Source organism: Spiroplasma endosymbiont of Sarcophaga variegata (assembly GCF_965178695.1).
GTDB classification, from domain to species: Bacteria; Bacillota_I; Bacilli_A; order Mycoplasmatales; family Mycoplasmataceae; genus Spiroplasma; species Spiroplasma poulsonii.
In genome coordinates this window covers 1,777,144-1,797,998 of sequence record NZ_CBCXVU010000002.1, presented here as the reverse complement: position 1 = coordinate 1,797,998, position 20,855 = coordinate 1,777,144, and the positions used below count along the sequence as shown (strand labels likewise).

General features: G+C 25.1%; 20 protein-coding genes. 12 read left to right on the top strand and 8 right to left on the bottom strand.

Translation table 4 applies throughout. The features are described 5' to 3' along the window. Positions 1 to 11: 11 nt before the first annotated feature. The 6 genes from ACOBME_RS11595 to ACOBME_RS11570 form a co-directional block, all read right to left on the bottom strand. Positions 12 to 3,209, bottom strand: coding sequence for a hypothetical protein (locus tag ACOBME_RS11595; RefSeq protein ID WP_338966263.1), 3,198 nt, complete (start codon positions 3,207 to 3,209; stop codon positions 12 to 14). 3 nt (positions 3,210 to 3,212) lie between these two features. Further along, positions 3,213 to 4,604, bottom strand: a complete 1,392-nt coding sequence (locus tag ACOBME_RS11590; RefSeq protein WP_338966260.1) for a hypothetical protein — start codon at positions 4,602 to 4,604, stop codon at positions 3,213 to 3,215. After that, a complete protein-coding gene (locus ACOBME_RS11585; RefSeq protein WP_338963373.1) occupies positions 4,597 to 4,875 on the bottom strand; it encodes a hypothetical protein in 279 nt (92 codons plus the stop codon). Before ACOBME_RS11585 ends, ACOBME_RS11590 begins: the two co-directional genes overlap by 8 nt. Continuing rightward, positions 4,875 to 6,356 (bottom strand): PBSX family phage terminase large subunit, encoded by a 1,482-nt coding sequence (locus ACOBME_RS11580; protein WP_338966257.1) that lies wholly within the window; start codon positions 6,354 to 6,356, stop codon positions 4,875 to 4,877. The genes ACOBME_RS11585 and ACOBME_RS11580 overlap by 1 nt, the downstream gene beginning before the upstream one ends. Continuing rightward, positions 6,349 to 6,687 carry a hypothetical protein gene (locus ACOBME_RS11575; protein WP_338966254.1) on the bottom strand — a complete coding sequence of 113 codons (339 nt, stop codon included), beginning with the start codon at positions 6,685 to 6,687 and terminating at the stop codon, positions 6,349 to 6,351. The genes ACOBME_RS11580 and ACOBME_RS11575 overlap by 8 nt, the downstream gene beginning before the upstream one ends. Before the next feature lie 235 nt (positions 6,688 to 6,922). Beyond that, positions 6,923 to 7,885 carry an IS1/IS1595 family N-terminal zinc-binding domain-containing protein gene (locus ACOBME_RS11570; protein WP_338964514.1) on the bottom strand — a complete coding sequence of 321 codons (963 nt, stop codon included), beginning with the start codon at positions 7,883 to 7,885 and terminating at the stop codon, positions 6,923 to 6,925. 235 nt (positions 7,886 to 8,120) lie between these two features. Here ACOBME_RS11570 and ACOBME_RS11565 point away from each other — a divergent pair, with 235 nt between their 5' ends. Then, a complete protein-coding gene (locus tag ACOBME_RS11565) occupies positions 8,121 to 9,446 on the top strand; it encodes an Mbov_0401 family ICE element transposase-like protein (protein WP_338966251.1) in 1,326 nt (441 codons plus the stop codon). A gap of 179 nt (positions 9,447 to 9,625) precedes the next feature. Here the strand turns inward: ACOBME_RS11565 and ACOBME_RS11560 are convergent, their stop codons facing one another. Continuing rightward, complete coding sequence (locus tag ACOBME_RS11560) at positions 9,626 to 10,486, bottom strand: hypothetical protein (protein ID WP_419335356.1); 861 nt, start codon at positions 10,484 to 10,486, stop codon at positions 9,626 to 9,628. Between the two features lie 195 nt (positions 10,487 to 10,681). On the opposite strand from ACOBME_RS11560, the gene ACOBME_RS11555 reads away from it, so the two are divergent. Continuing rightward, positions 10,682 to 11,644: an IS1/IS1595 family N-terminal zinc-binding domain-containing protein gene (locus ACOBME_RS11555; RefSeq protein WP_338963247.1), complete on the top strand. Its 963-nt coding sequence runs from the start codon at positions 10,682 to 10,684 to the stop codon at positions 11,642 to 11,644. Between the two features lie 675 nt (positions 11,645 to 12,319). Continuing rightward, positions 12,320 to 12,658: a 30S ribosome-binding factor RbfA gene (gene rbfA, locus ACOBME_RS11550; RefSeq protein ID WP_338966534.1), complete on the top strand. Its 339-nt coding sequence runs from the start codon at positions 12,320 to 12,322 to the stop codon at positions 12,656 to 12,658. Between the two features lie 78 nt (positions 12,659 to 12,736). On the opposite strand, the gene ACOBME_RS11545 is transcribed toward rbfA, so the two are convergent. Next, positions 12,737 to 13,597 (bottom strand): bifunctional 5,10-methylenetetrahydrofolate dehydrogenase/5,10-methenyltetrahydrofolate cyclohydrolase, encoded by an 861-nt coding sequence (locus ACOBME_RS11545; protein WP_338966533.1) that lies wholly within the window; start codon positions 13,595 to 13,597, stop codon positions 12,737 to 12,739. A 71-nt stretch (positions 13,598 to 13,668) separates the two neighbouring features. Here ACOBME_RS11545 and ACOBME_RS11540 point away from each other — a divergent pair, with 71 nt between their 5' ends. The 9 genes from ACOBME_RS11540 to ACOBME_RS11500 all read left to right on the top strand — a co-directional run bounded on the left by ACOBME_RS11540 (position 13,669) and on the right by ACOBME_RS11500 (position 20,834). Further along, a complete protein-coding gene (locus tag ACOBME_RS11540) occupies positions 13,669 to 14,118 on the top strand; it encodes a GNAT family N-acetyltransferase (protein WP_198049372.1) in 450 nt (149 codons plus the stop codon). A gap of 15 nt (positions 14,119 to 14,133) precedes the next feature. Then, on the top strand, positions 14,134 to 15,741 hold the full coding sequence (locus ACOBME_RS11535; protein ID WP_419335353.1) for a formate--tetrahydrofolate ligase: 1,608 nt from the start codon (positions 14,134 to 14,136) through the stop codon (positions 15,739 to 15,741). 42 nt (positions 15,742 to 15,783) lie between these two features. Then, complete coding sequence (locus ACOBME_RS11530; protein WP_338966529.1) at positions 15,784 to 17,127, top strand: hypothetical protein; 1,344 nt, start codon at positions 15,784 to 15,786, stop codon at positions 17,125 to 17,127. Between the two features lie 125 nt (positions 17,128 to 17,252). After that, positions 17,253 to 18,215, top strand: a complete 963-nt coding sequence (locus tag ACOBME_RS11525) for an IS1/IS1595 family N-terminal zinc-binding domain-containing protein (protein WP_338963247.1) — start codon at positions 17,253 to 17,255, stop codon at positions 18,213 to 18,215. Positions 18,216 to 18,404: 189 nt separating this feature from the next. Continuing rightward, the gene (locus ACOBME_RS11520) at positions 18,405 to 19,367 is read left to right on the top strand and encodes an IS1/IS1595 family N-terminal zinc-binding domain-containing protein (RefSeq protein WP_338963247.1); all 963 of its coding nucleotides are present in this window, start codon (positions 18,405 to 18,407) and stop codon (positions 19,365 to 19,367) included. Positions 19,368 to 19,587: 220 nt separating this feature from the next. Beyond that, positions 19,588 to 19,947 carry a hypothetical protein gene (locus ACOBME_RS11515; RefSeq protein WP_338966528.1) on the top strand — a complete coding sequence of 120 codons (360 nt, stop codon included), beginning with the start codon at positions 19,588 to 19,590 and terminating at the stop codon, positions 19,945 to 19,947. A 223-nt stretch (positions 19,948 to 20,170) separates the two neighbouring features. After that, positions 20,171 to 20,326 (top strand): hypothetical protein, encoded by a 156-nt coding sequence (locus tag ACOBME_RS11510; RefSeq protein WP_338966611.1) that lies wholly within the window; start codon positions 20,171 to 20,173, stop codon positions 20,324 to 20,326. Between the two features lie 107 nt (positions 20,327 to 20,433). Continuing rightward, positions 20,434 to 20,583 carry a hypothetical protein gene (locus tag ACOBME_RS11505; RefSeq protein ID WP_338963269.1) on the top strand — a complete coding sequence of 50 codons (150 nt, stop codon included), beginning with the start codon at positions 20,434 to 20,436 and terminating at the stop codon, positions 20,581 to 20,583. Continuing rightward, complete coding sequence (locus tag ACOBME_RS11500) at positions 20,583 to 20,834, top strand: hypothetical protein (RefSeq protein ID WP_338966526.1); 252 nt, start codon at positions 20,583 to 20,585, stop codon at positions 20,832 to 20,834. The genes ACOBME_RS11505 and ACOBME_RS11500 overlap by 1 nt, the downstream gene beginning before the upstream one ends. Positions 20,835 to 20,855: the final 21 nt, after the last annotated feature.

Below are 20,855 nucleotides of genomic sequence, written 5' to 3'. Positions count from 1 at the left end.
CTCTTTTTCTTTTATCTTGGTTTAATTGTAATTTTAATAGGATTATCACTATTATTTACTATATTTAATACACCCAAAGCATTTAAGTCTATTGTTATATCTTTATCATTACCACAATAATCAAATCCAGTATTCAATAATAACTGAGCAAATAATACTTTTGAAAATCTAATTTTTAATTTCATATCATTTGTATAATATATTTGTAAATATGTTTCTTTAATTTTATCTTTATCAGTATCAGATAATTTTGTTATTCTAAGTATAAACATAATATTTCAATTATTTTGTTCAGTTAAATATAAATTTGGATAATATCCACTTGGTAAACCATTAGTATATGCAGTAGAGAATGTTTGAATTTGATTAGTTATATTATCAGTGTACAAAGTTATTGTATTATCAAAATTAACATTATCTTTTTGTTCTAATCCTGTTTTTTGTAAAGTTATATTAGATAATAAGCCACCATTTAAATTACAACCATTAGAACCACCTAAAAGATTAACATTTCTGTCTTTAATAAATCTTTCTATATCAGGTTTCAAACATCTAACTTGTAAATTATTAAGATTACTTATTTCAATAGTTTTATATGAACTAATAAATTTATCTATACTTTGAATTGTTGGGTCAATTTGTCTTAAATCAATTTCAGTTTCATAATAACCATAACTAAAATCATTAGGAAATAAAGTTGGTGAATATTCAATTTTGTTATTTTTACATTGTGCTGGTGCGGTAATTTTGGTTTTTAATGTTTGCCCTGTTTTACCATCTCAGATATCTTTTGTATAAGGTTTATAGTTATAAGGTACTGGTGGGAGAACATATTGTGGGTAATTAAATGTTGGTATTTCATAATCGTGTGGTAATAAGAAACTAGTTTTATAATTAGTTGTCATATCGCGTAAATAATTGTTTAATACGCTTTTTGTTTTACCTCTAAAACTTCATACTGATAATCTTAAATAATCTTCTTCATTATTAGTATATGGATTATCAGCATAAAAGATAATTTCAAAATTACCTTTATATAATGCTTGAATTGAAAACATATCAATTATATAACTACAATTTGTCCCATCTGGTGTTTGTAAGAATTCTAAATCATTATCTTTTTCACTATCACTAACTGGTGTTTGAGCATCAACTGCTTTGGTTTGTTCATTAATTAAATAAACTCGATTAGTTTTAGGATTTAATTGTTTTAGATTATAAGTTGAATAAATTAATTCTTCTGTTGGTTTACCATCGTTAGTTAAAACAGTACCTTTACATTTATCAGTTAATAAAGTTGTAAACCCTAAACTAGTAGCATTTGCTCCAAAGATAGCACCAACTTTATCATTACCTTGTTCTCTAAATATTTCAAATGGTAAATATCCATTACCTTGTGCACTATCACCTCAAAATGCATCATTATAAAAACTATAAATATTAGCACTCATAAAACCATTAAGAAATTGAAAATTAGGTCAAGTTTTTTCATCTTGATTAATTACTCACCCTCATGGAATACCAAACGAAATAAAGTTTAAGAATTTACCAACTCCGCCCGGTATCGTAAAAGGATTAAAAACTAATTTTTGTGTATAGTTTAAAGGCAATACGGTTGTTTGGCGATTAATAAAATTATTCATATTTAAAATATCTCAAACATTAGATGTACCCATTTTATTATATTCAAATTGAACTTGACCAACTGTATTACCAAATTCATCTTTTCTTCTAAAATATGATGAGGCTTGAGTACTAATTATATTATCAACATTACCACTATTTACTTTTACTTTATTTGGTGGTGTTATATTTCAGTTTTTAGACCAATAAAACTTAGAATTATCATCTTCTGTATGAATATTTCTACCAACACTAGAATTAGTTGCTGATGTAGTAGTTGGGTCAGTTATAACAATACCCTCACTATTTTTTTGATTTCAAAAATCATATCTTGCTTCCATACTATCTTTTCAATCTTTAAATCCTGTTATCATTGTTGGTTGTATACCTTGAATGTTATATCAACTTACATCTGGTGATGCATAAGTATTTATTTTATCAGGAGCAGCAGGATACATATTATACATTAGCAAGTCCCTTGAATTCATTACTTTTTTATTAAATTCACCTTTAATAATTGGTCGGCCAATAACTGGCATATCAAAAAAGATAGGATTACCATAAAATTTAACTGCCATTGCTCTAACACCTGGGTCTTTTAATAAAACTTCATCTAATTCAACAATACCTTTATTTAGTTTTTCATCATAAGTTATTTTAGGAAAACAATAACCTTCACCTGGTGCTGATGTTTGAATAAATTGTCGTACTGCCAAACCACTATTACTAATTTTGTCATTAATACTTGAAAAGGTAATTTCTTGTCATAAAAAACTACCATCATAAGGTGAATAATAATTAATAACATTTGATGGATATAATCATTGTCTATCTTGGGGTGCAGAATTAATATCACCACCACCAATATTTAAACCACGATCATTAAATACAGTATAAAAATTATAATAATCATTAATATTTAATTTCTCAGCATCTTCATCTAAAATTAATAAAGTATATTGTCGTTCTGTTGATTGTTGAGTAAATACTTGTTCAAATTTAGCATCGCCAAATTGAATTGAACTTCTATCATCAATCATATAAGAATCTCAATATTTACCAACTTTAACTTCTTTTGTATAAAAGTTATCTGCTTTATTATCATTATTCATAAAATAACTTAATTTATATTGCTTTAAGTATTCTAGCATTCTATTAATATCATAAATGTTTTCACCATCAATTAATTTTCAATAAACATTATTATTTTCATCTTTTAATTTTATCGCAAAAGGTGTTTCATTATTTGCTCATATAGTTGAATTAATTGGTTGTTTATTAAAATCATCAATCGTTAATATATTAATTTCTTCACCTTTATATTTTTGCACTATTTTTAAACTATCTTGTCATTGTGCAATAGTACTTTCCATATTATCAAATATGCGTGAATAACTACCATAATCACTTGGTTTAGCATTATTAGGTTTTCAACCTGTTTCAGTATCAGGAATATATGAACTATAAACATTAAAAGGAAATACCATTCAATGGCGATTGTCTTTTATGTTTTCTCTAATATCTATTAAAGTATCATGGGCTTGTCTTCGTAATTCTTCGATAACCCCTGGGTTAATTCTACTCATTTTTTAATTCTCCTTAATTTCTGTTCTACCTTGTAAGGCATTTTGATTATTACCAGTTTCATCATATTCCATTAATTTATTATTATGTTCTATTTCTTTGGCTTGCATTTTATCTTGTCATGCTTCTATTTTTTCTAAATATTTTGCTGCTTCTAATTCATCAATATTTTCATATTCAGTAATTGCTCTTATTGGTTCCATTGTGCCATTATCTAATCTAGCAGTAATTAATTCATTTTGTCGCATTTGATCTACTAAACTAGCACTAACAAAATCAAAACCATAAGGTCTTTCACCAGTACCATCTCATAAACCGTAATATTTTAAAACGGTATCAAACACTTTTGTATAATATTGCTTACGATATGCTTGTAAATATGCTTGTTTTTCTAAATCTTTGGTTTTAGTTAATAAAGATTGTGTTTTATTTTGGTCATTATCTGATTTATCACCAAAAGGACTAGAAAAATGACATGCTAAATATACTTGTTCAATAATTGCTTTTTGGTCTTCCGTATATGTTTCTAAGGTTGGTGTTCCTTGTACTACTTGTAAAGATTGAGATAATTGACCATCTACGGCTGATTGACCTGATTGAATAAAAATATCATCAAAAGCATCTTGTAATACTTTTTTATTACCTTTGTTATAAGCAGTCATTAAATCATCATCTAATATTCCATATCAATGAGTACGATTTGCTCATCTTTCTTTTGATTTAATATTAAAACTATCTTCTAAATCAAATTGTAATTTATAACAATTTGCCATTGTAGGTAATGGGTTTAATGTAGTTGATGTTGATAAAAATAACGGATTAGGTTCATTAATCATTTCTCAAAAAGGAACTACGCCTAATTTATTTTTAAATTCTTGTACTAAAACAGGTTTAACATCATCTTTAATTTGTGTTTTACTTTGTCCAACAACTACTTCATTATTTTTAGGTCAACCTTTAATAACTATTTTATCTTTGGTACAAATTAAATTTAAAATAAAACCACTATCTGATTGATGATAATTTAATCAAATATCAGCACCTTGTTCAATTTCGTTTATTTTACTTACACGAGATGTAAAGTTAAAAGGATTAATTCATAAATCAATATTGCCATCTGATGTTTCTAATAAACCAAAAATAGTTTTGCCCATTAAACTTGCTGTTAATTCATTTTTATCTAATTTTTCTTTTATTTTATAAGTTTCATATCATCAATTTAATTTTTCTAAAATGTCTTTACGATGAGACTTAAATAAAATATCTTTACCATTAACTAATCGCATTTGATGACGAGCAATAATATTGGCTAAATTAATAGTTCAATCATAATTATAAAATTTTAAAACACTATTAATATCATTTAAGTTTGGTAAACTAGGAAAAGTATTATTCATTGTTATTTTGCTCCTTTAATTTTAAAATAAGTGCATAATTAATAATATTTACTGTTAATAAACTAGGTTCATTTGCTAAAACTTGTACACATACTTTAACTTTTTGATATTTCTTAATATATTCGTTATATAAATTTAATTTACATATTGCGATATTATCTTTTTTTAATTCTTGACAAAGTCTTTTTTTAACTTGTCCACAAACAGACATATATGGTCTTTTTGCATTAATTACTCTTTCATCGTGTATTACATAAATATCTTTTTTCATTAAGTTATTCACTCCCTTTGTTGTCATAATTTATAATCTGCTGAACTATTATGTTTAACCATTGGTATTAATTCAAAGTGTAAAGCATAAAAATCACTATCAAATGTATCATCATATAAGTCTAACATTCGTTCTTCTCTTACATCAGGTTTATCTTCTCATTGAATTAATTCATATTGGGTTTTACTTACAGGACATTTTTCTCATAATCATTTTAATTGATTAGTATTTATTAACATGGTAAATGCTTCAATACGATGCTTTATTTTAAATTTCTGCTTTTGCGCTGGTTTAAAATGCATATATTGACCAAAAGAATAATTATATTTTTCTCTATTTAAACTTTCTAATGTTGCATAAGCACTGTCATCAACATTAATTGATATACCTTGTTGTATTAAATTAAAATATTGATTTAATTGATTGTTATAAAACTCTAAAATATCTTTAACTTGTTCTAATGTTCCTTTAAATTGTTGTGTAGCATTTGAATGTGTATATTCAGCAACTTTATATGCTTTTTTATTAAATGAATTATACAATCAAAAACTAGCAGCAGTAGTATGTCCCTTAGGACTAGTAGAGTTTGCTAAATCAACACCACCTAATAATTTAGTTGGTTGAATAATATCTGTTGCTTGCATAATATCAATATATCTTGCAAAGATTGAACCACTAGTATTACCAGGTAATCCTCAACTCCATACTCTTGCTCTTTCAGGATCTAATTTTTCTAATATAAGTTGCTTTCTTTTAACATCACTATCCAAATAACTATTAAGTCTTCAACTAGAATAATGAATAATAACTGTTTTAGTAAATTTCTCATTCTTTTCATAATAATTTATTTTAAATTTACCTATTTGGTCATAATTTAATCGCATTAATTCTTCATCAAATGGCATTATTTCATTACAATATCCAATAATATATCTTTTTAAACTTTCAGGATTTGATGAATTAATAATAAACTTTCTTTTTGCACCACGAACAGCATAATCTAACTCACTTATGTCTTCTCTTGTTAATTGGTCTGCTTCTTCTCTTCATTCAATCGCAAATTCATATTTTTCTAAATCAGCAAACGCTTTTAATTTTTCTCTTTTAGTAGTTGAATGTAATCCTTTACAAATAATATAAGTACCATTATCTAGAGTAAAAGAATGCTCAGATAAATTAACTTTATAATTAATATTCATAGCATTAAGAGTATTTTGTATATTTTCAAAAACACCTTTTCTAATATCTTTACCCATTTTTTGAACAGCAATAATAAATATTGGTTTATTTACTAATAAAGATATAGCACATGATTTACCAATCGGATTATCTTTAATCATCCATGTTTTAGCACTAAACCGTGATCCAATTTCATTATATTCATCAGCAGGATTATATATTTCTTTTCAAGGAGCATTAGGAACATTTTGCTGATAAAATCATCTTGGTATTTCATCTAAATGTAAAAAATGTTTAAGCATCTTTAATCACCTCATTTATTTTTGGTAATTCTTCTTTATCAAAAGTAATAACTATATTTGAATTATTTATATTTGTATCTTTAACATATTTCTCAACATATATCTTCTTACCCCCGCCATATTGGTCATTTAATAAAGCTAATTCCAATTCTATTTCTAATTGATTTATCGTATCCTTAATAAAATCAACGGTTTTTGTATCAACTTTATTTTTTCAATCATTAAATGGTAGTTTTAAATAATATAAATATGCTCTTTTATTGCTTAATTTGTCCGCTTTTTGCCGTAAAAACTCCTTAGTTTTACGCGAAATAGTCTTAAAAGTTACCATTTTTTACTCCTTTTTGCATATTAAAATTGCTATTATTTAATGAATATGATTAAATAAAAGAGTATATAAAAACTATGAAAGAACTCTCACAAGTTCTTTTTTATTATCTATATTTTACATCAAAATAAAAAAAAGCTTTAATTTTGTCGAAAACTCTTGATGAAATAAAAAAAATCATCAATATGACAATTTGAAAACTAATTTTGTGTAAGATTATGATTTTGCTTTAAATTTTTTAAACGTTAAAATATAATACCGTTGATTGTTGGTTTGGTGTTAAACCTTTGTGTTGGTATTTTCATTTTCAGAGCTTTAAATAATTTTGAATATTAGTGAAACCCAAACCATGATAATGAATTAAGGCTTCTTTAAGACTGGATTGTAATTTACTAATCTTATTTAACTTTTGATAACTAGTATCAGGGTTTGTACTAGTTTTGGTGGAATATAGAGTAGAATTTGTTTGTTTTGCTACTAATAAATATAGTGGTTGCATATCAGAAATAATTATTGATTTTTCTTTAATTAGTTGCTTATTCATATTTTCAATAATCCATTGTTTTTGTAATCTTTTGGTATTGGTGGATTGAACAAAAATATTATTATTGCTATCAACTGCCATTTGAATACAGCATTTGGTATCAGTTGAAAATGGATCGAGATGAGTTTTTCGTTTATCAAATTTATCTTTAAAATTGCCTTTATGAATTTCTTTAATAAATGTTTCATCCATTTGGATTTGACCATTTAATTTTTTAAATTTTAACTGTGTATTTTCTAATTGTTTTGATTGCATTAATTTTTGTCGATTATATCAAGCGGTTTTTGGGGTTGTTTTAATAAAACGAGAAATTATTTTACTAGATTGTCCTAACAATGAAATTTGAATTAATAAATTTCACTGTTCATAATTTAAATGACTTCAATAAGTAAAATGATGACGAAATGCATCAAAACTAGCACGACATTTTTTACATAAATATTTTTGTTTTCCTTCGGAATTATGACCATTTTTAACACAATGAAAAGATTTGCAATTAGGACATATAATGCCTTTATCTCTAAATTTTTGATCAATTTCATTTAAACGTTTTTGTTTTTTAATTAAGTCTGCTTGTTGTTTTATTTTTTCATAAAATTTTAAAAATTGATCATCTGTTAAGCTATTTATTAATTCTGTAATTATTTTTTTCATCATTTATTTACCTCCATATATTAAAAATATACCTAATTTTAGGTATATTTTATAAATATCAAGAGTTTTCGACAAAATTAAAGAAAAAAAGTAAATTGCTTTACTTTTTTCAGTTAAATTAATTTGCTAATAATTAACACTTAAATTATAACACAATAAATAAAAAATAATATCTTTTTTTGCATTTTCATTATTTTTATGATATTGTCCTAAACTATAGAAAGAGGGTACAAAAATAATGAATATTGATAAAAACTTTTTTAATAATTTTATTAATTTGTTATATATACAAAGTATTGAAATTATTCAGCAAAATTTAGAAAATTCTGATGAATGAATTTTTAAAAATTATAAAACTGATGAAACTTTAAAAGAATTTAAAGATTATAAAGTAAAAGAAATAAAAGCAAGAACATTAAATATTTTAAATGGTAAGATAACTTTTAAAAGAAGAAAATATTATAAAATTAATCCAAAAACAGGTAAAGAAGAATATATTTTTCCTTTGGATAAACTTTTAGGAATTGAAAAATGACAAAGAATAGATAATTCTGTTAAAGAAAAAATATTATCATTTATTACTGAGAAAAAAAGATATAAAGATATTTTAGATACTATGGAACATGTAAAAATTAGTTTAATGACAATATCTAATATTATGAAAAATGCAAAAATTGATAAAGAATATTATATTAATAAAACTGATAAAAGAATTAAGGTACCACATACTTTATATATTCAAATTGATGGAACTTATTTAAAAATGTTAGATGCAACAAAACAAGGACGAAAAAAGATAAAAAAACACACAATAGTTTCTACTGTACATACTGGTTTTGATGAAGAAAAATATACTGTAAAAAGACCTGTAATTGCAAATAAATTAGGTATTTTTGAAATGGATAATATTCCAGATTATCTTAAAAAAGAAGCAAATTTAAAACCAGTTCTTATAAAATTATTTACTTTAATTGAAACTCATTACAACATGACACCCAATATTGAAATTATGATTTTAGGTGATGGTGCACCTTGAATTAAAAATACTAAAAATTTTATGCATCAATATTTTCCTAAAAATAAAATTCACTATACAATAGATAAATTTCATCTTACAAGTAGATTTAAAAAACTATATCCCTATCAAAATAAAAATAAGAAAAATAGAGAAACATATCATAAAGCCGTTGATTATTTTTTTAATGCTAAATATGAAGAATTATTACAATGCTTAGAAGATAGTAAATCTTTTATAAGCGATGCTAAATTAGATTTTTTAAATAAAACTATTACATTAATTAAAAATAATGAAGAAGGCGTTAGAAATCAAACATTATGAAATAATGTTGGTTGTCATATGGAAGGTGATATTTCTCATTATTGAAAAGGAACTATGATTAAAAAAGCAATTTATAGTGAAAAAACTATTAAAAATAAATTAAATGCTAGTATGATGGGATTAAAAAATAGAATTGATTTATTTAAAAATAATGAACAACTGCTAGAAGAAAATAGAATTAATTATTCAGTTAATAATTTACAAAGAAATTTATATTTTTATTAATTTTATCTAATAAATTAAATAACTTTAATAAACATGTATTTTTGTCGTGGAAAAATTTAAAAAAATAGAAAAAAGTGTTGACAATAAAATTAAAAGTAATACAATCTAAATAAGTAAGTGGTATATTATTCCACAATTTCTAAGATATTAATTTAAGACCCTTAAATAATTTATACGACCTATTTATCACTATTTTGTTTCTTGTCTATGTTTTTTCTTTGGCATTTTTGTTTAATATTTTGATAAATTCTTTCATATCATAAGGTTTGGCTTTGATATTTATTAAATACGCGGTACATCCCATTGTTGAAACTTTGCAAGGCAACATGGAAAGCGGTAAAGACCACTGTGAAAAGAAAAATAATAAAAAATGTAGCTTGCACTTTGGTTAATCAAGTAATAATTGGATTATCAATATCTAAAAAAGGATAGGGATAAGCTCAAATCGTATCCCCATCACGATTTCAAGCAGCAGCACGAATTAAAACATACATTAAATAAAAAATAGGGTAACTTAAACTAATTCATCAATCTTTTGTTAAAAATTCTTTTTTTCAACTAAGACGATGATCACCAAATGATAATGGGGTATAAACAAAAAATAAAATGGGCATAATAAAATGGGTTACAACGGTACAACTAATTTGTGCCTTAGTGTAGTCAGCAATAGTTACTTCACCATTCTTATAACCAATAACAATTCCAATTCAAAAAATAAAGAACATTAATAAGTTTCAATTTAAAATGCTTAACTTAAAGTTTGTTGAAAAGAACCAACTTTTTTGTTCACGATGATGGTTAAAAATAGCTAACAATAATCAAGCAATCGTAATAATATTAACCTGGACTGAATAAAAACTTAATAATATATCATAATTTTGTAAACTAGATCGATAAGCATTTTTATTGACATATCAAAATTCTTTGAAGATATCAGCATAAAAACCATAAGCTAAAAATGCAAAAGCTAAACTGGCAATTATTACTTTATAATATCAAAGATAATCCTTATATCAAATTCGATAAGATCAACGCTTCATAATTCCTCCTTGATAATCTTTTAAATATTATCATAAGAATACTTTGTTAAAAAGATAATTTTTATAATTTTATAACTTTTGTTAGAGCAAAATAAAAAAAATTTCCAAATTATCGCTTTAATTTTGTCGAAAACTCTTGATATTTATAAAATATACCTAAAATTAGGTATATTTTTAATATATAGAGGTAAATAAATGATGAAAAAAATAATTACAGAATTAATAAATAGCTTAACAGATGATCAATTTTTAGAATTTTATGAAAAAATAAAACAACAAGCAGACTTAATTAAAAAACAAAAACGTTTAAATGAAATTGATCAAAAATTTAGAGATAAAGGCATTATATGTCCTAATTGCAAATCTTTTCATTGTGTTAAAAATGGTCATAATTCCGAAGGAAAACAAAAATATTTATGTAAAAAATGTCGTGCTAGTTTTGATGCATTTCGTCATCATTTTACTTATTGAAGTCATTTAAATTATGAACAGTGAAATTTATTAATTCAAATTTCATTGTTAGGACAATCTAGTAAAATAATTTCTCGTTTTATTAAAACAACCCCAAAAACCGCTTGATATAATCGACAAAAATTAATGCAATCAAAACAATTAGAAAATACACAGTTAAAATTTAAAAAATTAAATGGTCAAATCCAAATGGATGAAACATTTATTAAAGAAATTCATAAAGGCAATTTTAAAGATAAATTTGATAAACGAAAAACTCATCTCGATCCATTTTCAACTGATACCAAATGCTGTATTCAAATGGCAGTTGATAGCAATAATAATATTTTTGTTCAATCCACCAATACCAAAAGATTACAAAAACAATGGATTATTGAAAATATGAATAAGCAACTAATTAAAGAAAAATCAATAATTATTTCTGATATGCAACCACTATATTTATTAGTAGCAAAACAAACAAATTCTACTCTATATTCCACCAAAACTAGTACAAACCCTGATACTAGTTATCAAAAGTTAAATAAGATTAGTAAATTACAATCCAGTCTTAAAGAAGCCTTAATTCATTATCATGGTTTGGGTTTCACTAATATTCAAAATTATTTAAAGCTCTGAAAATGAAAATACCAACACAAAGGTTTAACACCAAACCAACAATCAACGGTATTATATTTTAACGTTTAAAAAATTTAAAGCAAAATCATAATCTTACACAAAATTAGTTTTCAAATTGTCATATTGATGATTTTTTTTATTTCATCAAGAGTTTTCGACAAAATTAAAGAATTATCGTGATGTTATTTTATTTTTTTAGTGTTATAATAAAAAGTGAGTTGCAATAACTCACTAATTTAAAAATATATATGTGAGAGCATACTCAAGATCGCTAAACCACAACTATGCTATGCTCTCATAAATAATTATAGCATTTTGCTATAAATTTATGAGAGTTTTAGTTTTAAAATTCTCATTTTTTTGTAAAAATTTTAAAATTATCCCTATTTTTATTGTTTTGAACTCCCTATACCTTGAGGACGCATCGCATATATATTTTATTTATAGCTGTAAAAAATGGAAAAATAATTTTTAAAAAATGTAATTTTATTAAAAATTAAAGACTTAGAAATTATTAAAAAACAAAAAGAACACAATATTAAAATTTTAGTTTTTTACAAATAGGTTCAAACATTATGGCTGGTCCGAAAAATGACTACGAGTTTCGTTAGATGCTGCTTTAAAAAAATAAACATTGGGCAAAATTGAAAAATATATTAATTAAATACAGAATAGCTTAAAAGTATTCGCTTTATTAAAATGCTTTGTTATAATGTTAATAAAGTTAGAAATAAGGTGATATATATGGCAAATAAAATTAAAATTGAAAAAATGCAATCGTTGATTGCCCGTGATTTAACACTTATTATGCAACGAGAAATTCGTGATGAAATTTTAAATACTTTATCAATTAATGCTGTTAAATTATCAAATGATTTAGGTCATGCTAAAGTTTATTATTCTTCATTATTATCAAAACCAGAATTAGAACTTACTAATGTTGTGCAAGAATATAAAAATGAGATTCGTAGTAAATTAGCACATAAATTAGAAATTTATTGTTGTCCAGATTTAGAATTTATTTATGATCATTCATTAGATAATGCAAATAATATTGAAACAATTTTGCAAAAACTAAAATAAAAATATCCTCGTAATTATTGAATTAGTTTTCTTTTTTAAAGTAGAAAATTAAAATAAATAATTATGAGGATTTTTATATTATAAATTATTATTTTGATAATAAAGATATAAGATATTTTCTAATAGAGCAGCAATTGTCATCGGTCCAACACCGCCAGGAACAGGGGTTATCATTTTAACTTTTGGTAGAACATTTTCAAAATCAACATCACCACATAGTTTATTATCATGATCTCGATTAATTCCAACATCAATAATGATAGCGTTTTCTTTGATCATTTCAGAAGTTATTATTTTTGGTTGTCCAACCGCTGAAATTAAAATATCCGATTGTTTTGTAAAAAAACTTAAATTTTTTGTTTTTGAATGACAAACCGTAACGGTGGCTGAAGCGTTAATTAATAAGTTAGCAAGAGGTTTACCAACAATATTACTACGACCAATTATAACAACATGTTGTCCTGCTAAGTCAATTTGATAATGCTTTAATAGTAACATAATTCCTTTTGGTGTTCCGGGTAATAAATCATAATGGCCAAGCATTAGATTGCCCAATATTTCAGGGGTAAAACCATCAACATCTTTTTTTGTTATAATACGATGAATAATTTTTTCGCTATTAATATGAATGGGTAACGGTAGTTGAACAAGAATAGCATCAATGGTTGAATCATGGTTTAATTGATTAATAAGATTAAGAAGTTCTTCTTCAGTCATTGTTACAGGATATGTTAGGACATTACAAATAATTCCCACGTTTTCACAAGCAATCTTTTTATTTTTAATATAAGTACTGCTTGCTTTATTATCCCCAATTTGAATAATTGTTAAACTAGGAGCACGGTGATGCTTTTTTTGAATTTTAATAACTTCTGCTGCGACTTTTGTCTTAATTAATTCACTAACCATTTTTCCATCAATTATTTGGGTTTTATCCATTAATGTTTCACTCTTTTCTATGTTAAAATGTTTTTATATAAGTATTGTATCTGAAAGGACCATAAAATTAAATGCAAAATACCATCATTTTTAAAAGTGCAAAAGGAACTAATAATTCAATTTATACTGATGCTCTTATAATTAGAAAAGTTGTCTTTGTTGATGAACAACATGTCCCTTTAGCAGAAGAAGTTGATCAGTATGATCAAACTGCTAATCATCTTGTTGGATATTATGATAACAAACCAGTATGTTGTGCTCGTATTTTGCAACAAGATGAAAATTGGTTTTTAGGACGGATTGCTGTTCTTAAAAGTTATCGTCATCACCAAGTGGGAACGGTATTATTACAAACTTTATTAAATTATGTTCAAACTAACCATCAACCTACTGCTGTTCATTTATTTGCTCAAAGTCAAGTTGTTGGTTTTTATGAAAAATTAGGTTTTATTAAAAATGGGGAAAGTTTTATTGATGCAGATATTGTCCATTTTCCGATGGTTTATTATTATAATAGTTAAAAGGAGTTGATAAGAATGGAAAAAATCACAACAATTGGTACCAAAATTGGTTTAACAACAGATGATTTAATTAAATATGGTGATTATATTGCAAAAGTAAAAGCATTTAATTTTAGTCATTTACCAAAAAAAGCAAAGTTTATTTTAGTAACAGCAATTAATCCAACTAAAGCAGGAGAAGGAAAGACAACCTGTTCAATTGGTATTGCTGATATGTTAAATCATTTAGGTTATCAAACAACCTTAGCATTACGAGAACCATCATTGGGGCCAGTTTTTGGCTTAAAAGGATCAGCGACAGGTGGGGGCGAATGTGTCATGCAACCAGAAAATGAAATCAATTTACATTATACTGGTGATTTTCATGCAATTACAACGGCAAATAATATGGTTAGTGCCATTATTGATAATATTCTTTATTGAGGTAATGCCTTACAAATCGATCCGGCAAAAGTCGTTTGACAACGTTGTTTAGATGTTAATGATCGTGCTTTACGAAATGTTAAAATTAAAATCAATGATAAAATTCATCGAAATGAGCATTTTCAAATTACAGCGGCCAGTGAAATTATGGCTATTTTAGGACTAAGTAAAGATTTTAATGATTTACGGCGCCGTTTAGATCAAGCAATTGTGGCCTATAATTTTAAAAACGAACCAGTTTATTTACAACAACTACAAATTACAGGTTCATTATTGGCTTTGTTAAAAGATGCTGTATTACCAAATTTAGTTCAAACAAAATATGGAACCCCATTGTTCGTACATTGTGGTCCTTTTGCAAATATTTCACACGGTGCCAATTCGTTAATTGCCACTGATTTAGCGTTAAAATTAAGTGATTATGTTGTTAGTGAAGTTGGTTTTGGTAGTGATTTAGGGTTCGAAAAGTTTAATGATATCATTAACTTAAAAAAAGAATACACTCTTGACTGTACAGTGTTAGTAGCAACCATTCGGGCTTTGAAATTACATGGTGGTGCTGATAAAACAAAATTAGCAACAGTTGATCTTGTTAGTTTAAAAAAGGGGTTAGTTCATTTAGAACATTATATTAAAATTATCCAAAATTATCGGTTAAACTTTGTTGTTTGTTTAAATCAATTCGCAACGGATGGTAGTGAAGAAATTACGTTAGTAACAAATTGATTAACAGAACAAAAAATCCCATTTGGAATTAATAACACTTATCATCTTGGAATTAAAGATAATCCATTATTAGCTAAAACAATTATTGAACAAACAACACGGCCACAACAATATCAATTATTGTTTAATCCAGGTACAACTTCATTAACAGATAAAATTAAAATTATTTGTGAAAAAATCTATCAAACAACAAAAGTTACTTTTAGTGCTGTCGCTCAAGAAAAAATTGCATTTTATCAGCAAGATGATAAATATAAAACTTGACCTGTTTGTATGGCAAAAAATCATCAAACAATTTTTGGTAATAAAGATCCTAATGATGATCACATTACCATTCGTGATCTTAAAATTAATTCAGGAGCAGAATATTTTATTGCATATTTAGCGGATATTATTACAATGCCTGGTTTAAATAAAAAACCTAATGCACTTGAGATTGAAGTTGTTAATGATCAGATTATAAATATTAAATAATTTTGTTATAATTATATTGGACTAAAAATAGGGGCGAATTTAATGCAAAAAAAAGCAAAATTTTTAGAATTAAATAGTATTGTTAGCAAACAACTTAATTTAGCGAGTAATGTTCGTAAAATAATGCATGAAATCTTCACTACTTATAAAAAAAGTTTTCAAAAAATTGGTTATCAAACAATTGCCATTGGTGAATATGGCTTTAAAACTTTAACCAAATACGATAAACTTGAATTGGAATTGGCAGTTGTTAAATATGCTCCTAAAAGTAGTAATGGGTTACGAGAACGAATGTTTCAAGCTGTTCTTGGTGAAATGCGTAAAAATGTTAAAAAATGAACAGTTATTAAAGATACTCAGAATGAAGGATATCTAGAATATCAAATAAATGATGAAATAAATCTGATTGTTCGTATTATTCCCTTTTGTTATAAAAAGAACGCCGAAGGAGAATTAACATATATTTTTTGACGAAATGGAATTGAAAAAAATGATAATGTAATTCAAGTAGTACGAGGTTTTAACAAAGCTAATAAAATTTCAAATAATTTATTACGAACACTAATGAAAATGGTTAAATATGTCCTTAAAACCGATTTTACTTATTATTATATTTTGTATACATTAACATTGCGGTGATTTTATGAGTATTTTGTCAAAAAATATGATCATTACTTGCAAAAAATTGATGCAAGTAAACGGATTGAAAAAGAGGACTTAATAAAATATCGGAATATTAATTTTCAAAAAATTTGATTTTTAAATAATATTGATGGTGAGGAATTAATTTTTTATATTTTAGAACGTTATTGAAAAACAGAAACTTATTATTTCCGTGAATTTGAATTTATTGAAGAAGAAATTTTTGAGTCAATTTCGCGGTATAGTTGATATACTAATAATTGTTTTTTGACACCATATGATTATTATGTTGATTTTAAAATTTATAACATTAAAGAATTTAATGATTTAAATTATGTTCAAGCAGAATTAAAGCACGCTGATTTTTCCCGAATTCAATATGATTATTGTCGCAATCATGATTTGGGAATTTATGTAACACCGGTTAAAATTAGTGGTGTGGTTGGATTCGTTGCTTATGCAATTAATTTTAAGAAAAAAGCGACAACATTGTTCAAAAAATTAGATCCAGCCAAACGAAAAGATGCGATGAGCGTTAATCAACGCGAAATTATGGAAGAGTTAAATTTAATTGCTCATAAGTGATTAACAACATATCGTAAAAAACTAACCTATATTAAAGTTTATTTTGATAAAAAATATCCAATTATTTCTTCATCAAACTATTATATGCGGTTACAAGCAATTATGACTTCGGTTGATAGTTTAAAAAATGATGATTATATTGCTGGAAATGATAATTAACCCGTGGTCTTTCTTTCTTAACTAATCAGTTTTATGGATATTTTTCTTTAATTTTGTCGAAAACTCTTGATATTTATAAAATATACCTAAAATTAGGTATATTTTTAATATATGGAGGTAAATAAATGATGAAAAAAATAATTACAGAATTAATAAATAGCTTAACAGATGATCAATTTTTAGAATTTTATGAAAAAATAAAACAACAAGCAGACTTAATTAAAAAACAAAAACGTTTAAATGAAATTGATCAAAAATTTAGAGATAAAGGCATTATATGTCCTAATTGCAAATCTTTTCATTGTGTTAAAAATGGTCATAATTCCGAAGGAAAACAAAAATATTTATGTAAAAAATGTCGTGCTAGTTTTGATGCATTTCGTCATCATTTTACTTATTGAAGTCATTTAAATTATGAACAGTGAAATTTATTAATTCAAATTTCATTGTTAGGACAATCTAGTAAAATAATTTCTCGTTTTATTAAAACAACCCCAAAAACCGCTTGATATAATCGACAAAAATTAATGCAATCAAAACAATTAGAAAATACACAGTTAAAATTTAAAAAATTAAATGGTCAAATCCAAATGGATGAAACATTTATTAAAGAAATTCATAAAGGCAATTTTAAAGATAAATTTGATAAACGAAAAACTCATCTCGATCCATTTTCAACTGATACCAAATGCTGTATTCAAATGGCAGTTGATAGCAATAATAATATTTTTGTTCAATCCACCAATACCAAAAGATTACAAAAACAATGGATTATTGAAAATATGAATAAGCAACTAATTAAAGAAAAATCAATAATTATTTCTGATATGCAACCACTATATTTATTAGTAGCAAAACAAACAAATTCTACTCTATATTCCACCAAAACTAGTACAAACCCTGATACTAGTTATCAAAAGTTAAATAAGATTAGTAAATTACAATCCAGTCTTAAAGAAGCCTTAATTCATTATCATGGTTTGGGTTTCACTAATATTCAAAATTATTTAAAGCTCTGAAAATGAAAATACCAACACAAAGGTTTAACACCAAACCAACAATCAACGGTATTATATTTTAACGTTTAAAAAATTTAAAGCAAAATCATAATCTTACACAAAATTAGTTTTCAAATTGTCATATTGATGATTTTTTTTATTTCATCAAGAGTTTTCGACAAAATTAAAGATATTTTTTCTTTAATTTTGTCGAAAACTCTTGATATTTATAAAATATACCTAAAATTAGGTATATTTTTAATATATAGAGGTAAATAAATGATGAAAAAAATAATTACAGAATTAATAAATAGCTTAACAGATGATCAATTTTTAGAATTTTATGAAAAAATAAAACAACAAGCAGACTTAATTAAAAAACAAAAACGTTTAAATGAAATTGATCAAAAATTTAGAGATAAAGGCATTATATGTCCTAATTGCAAATCTTTTCATTGTGTTAAAAATGGTCATAATTCCGAAGGAAAACAAAAATATTTATGTAAAAAATGTCGTGCTAGTTTTGATGCATTTCGTCATCATTTTACTTATTGAAGTCATTTAAATTATGAACAGTGAAATTTATTAATTCAAATTTCATTGTTAGGACAATCTAGTAAAATAATTTCTCGTTTTATTAAAACAACCCCAAAAACCGCTTGATATAATAGACAAAAATTAATGCAATCAAAACAATTAGAAAATACACAGTTAAAATTTAAAAAATTAAATGGTCAAATCCAAATGGATGAAACATTTATTAAAGAAATTCATAAAGGCAATTTTAAAGATAAATTTGATAAACGAAAAACTCATCTCGATCCATTTTCAACTGATACCAAATGCTGTATTCAAATGGCAGTTGATAGCAATAATAATATTTTTGTTCAATCCACCAATACCAAAAGATTACAAAAACAATGGATTATTGAAAATATGAATAAGCAACTAATTAAAGAAAAATCAATAATTATTTCTGATATGCAACCACTATATTTATTAGTAGCAAAACAAACAAATTCTACTCTATATTCCACCAAAACTAGTACAAACCCTGATACTAGTTATCAAAAGTTAAATAAGATTAGTAAATTACAATCCAGTCTTAAAGAAGCCTTAATTCATTATCATGGTTTGGGTTTCACTAATATTCAAAATTATTTAAAGCTCTGAAAATGAAAATACCAACACAAAGGTTTAACACCAAACCAACAATCAACGGTATTATATTTTAACGTTTAAAAAATTTAAAGCAAAATCATAATCTTACACAAAATTAGTTTTCAAATTGTCATATTGATGATTTTTTTTATTTCATCAAGAGTTTTCGACAAAATTAAAGTATTTTTTTATCAAAAAGTATTAAATATAAGGTATAATATATAAGTATAATAATATACAACAGCCACTTAGAGAATGTTTCTTATAAGGATTAAAAAGTTATTTATACGGGGTGAAAAAAGTGTCAGTATCAGTGTTAGGAAGCAATAATTGCAGTCAGTTCTATGATAATGTAATCCGGGAGTTATCATTGATTGTAAATAATGAAAAAATTATTTCACATAATAATCCTGTTTTGGCATTAGAAATTAAACTATATTATATTATGAAAAGTGCAAAGTATAATGCGGCGCAAAAAGATCAAATATTAAAACAAATGATTCTTGAGCGAACAAAAACATTAGAATTTAAAGTTACTGAGTTAATTAAAGAATATGCTCAAGTTTATCAAAAAATTTATCAAAAACCATTAGATTTACAATATGCATATATTTCAATTTTGAAAAAAGCAAAATATTTTGTGCAAGAACGTTATGGTTAACGTTTATACATTATTCGTAATTTTTATTGTCGATATTTAGAACAAGGGCAATGACTTGAATTGGTTGATGCGAATTATTGCAGAGTCACAACGAAGAATGCAAGCTGCTTTTTTTACGAAAAAAGAGCAGTAAGATAGTAATAAGGAACATCGATATATTAATATTTTAATATATCGTTTTTTATTTGTATAATTAATAAGAAGATAAAGAGGCATCGTGTAAGTGAAGTGCAACAAATCAACTCAGAAAGGAGTTGATTTTTTAATGGAAAGAAAACATTATTTTATTTTACGGTCCTTAGTAACTAAGTATGGAAAAGATAATGTTATTAATACGGTAAATAATATTGTAATTAATAATGAAAAAGAAGATGAATAAATTATCCGCGTAATTTATTAGCGGTAATTTATTCAATATAGTTTATTTTGAGCGTAGCGAACACGCGAAGCGTGCCGCGAAAATTAGATTTTTAGGAGGAATAAGTTATGCCAGTTTGATTAACGACAATTTTTAGTGTTGTTATTATATTAGGTATTTTTGCTTGAATTGGTTTATCAATTTATCAAAAAATTCGTCAAATTCAAGGAAAGAAAAAAGATAAAAAAGAAATTAAAAATAAGGAGGAAAATAAATAGTGTTATGTATGTATTTAACAACAGCAATTAATTTTTTAGCAGTTGGTTATAAGCCTACTATTTCAGATGGAATGGGTTCTATTTGAAGTGGTTTAGGACAAGCTATGATGAAAGTTAAAGAAGCAATTTATGCTGTATTACCACAATTAATGACCTTTTTAGGTGATGCGTGAATTATTTTAATTCCATTTGGTATTTTTGTTATCATTAAGATTTTAAACTTTTTCCGTGTTATGGTTAAAGGATTTTAATATTTATTATTATTGATCATA